Below are 240 nucleotides of genomic sequence, written 5' to 3'. Positions count from 1 at the left end.
GGCATGCTGCGCGAGCTCGCCGACCGGACCGGCCTATCGGCGCAGGTCACCGCCGCGTTGGCCGACACCTACCGCGGCCCGTGGGTGTACGCGCCCGGAGAGGTGTTCGCTGATCTGGCGGCTGTAGTCGCCGACGGCGCGGACTGCATCGACGCAGTCGGTCAACTGTGCGGTGACCGTGAACACGTGCTCGGGGCGAAAGCCTCGACGACCACGATGTGGCGGCTGATCGATCAGCGG

At 69.6% G+C, this 240-nt stretch carries 1 pseudogene; it reads left to right on the top strand.

Annotation, left to right across the window (positions count from 1 at the left end):
- A pseudogene (locus FVA95_RS30355) lies at window positions 1–240 on the top strand (IS1380 family transposase); the annotation flags it as partial.

The sequence above is a fragment of the Pseudonocardia sp. EV170527-09 genome, assembly GCF_008369905.1.
Lineage (GTDB): Bacteria > Actinomycetota > Actinomycetes > Mycobacteriales > Pseudonocardiaceae > Pseudonocardia.
This window is presented reverse-complemented; position numbering and strand designations above follow the sequence as displayed.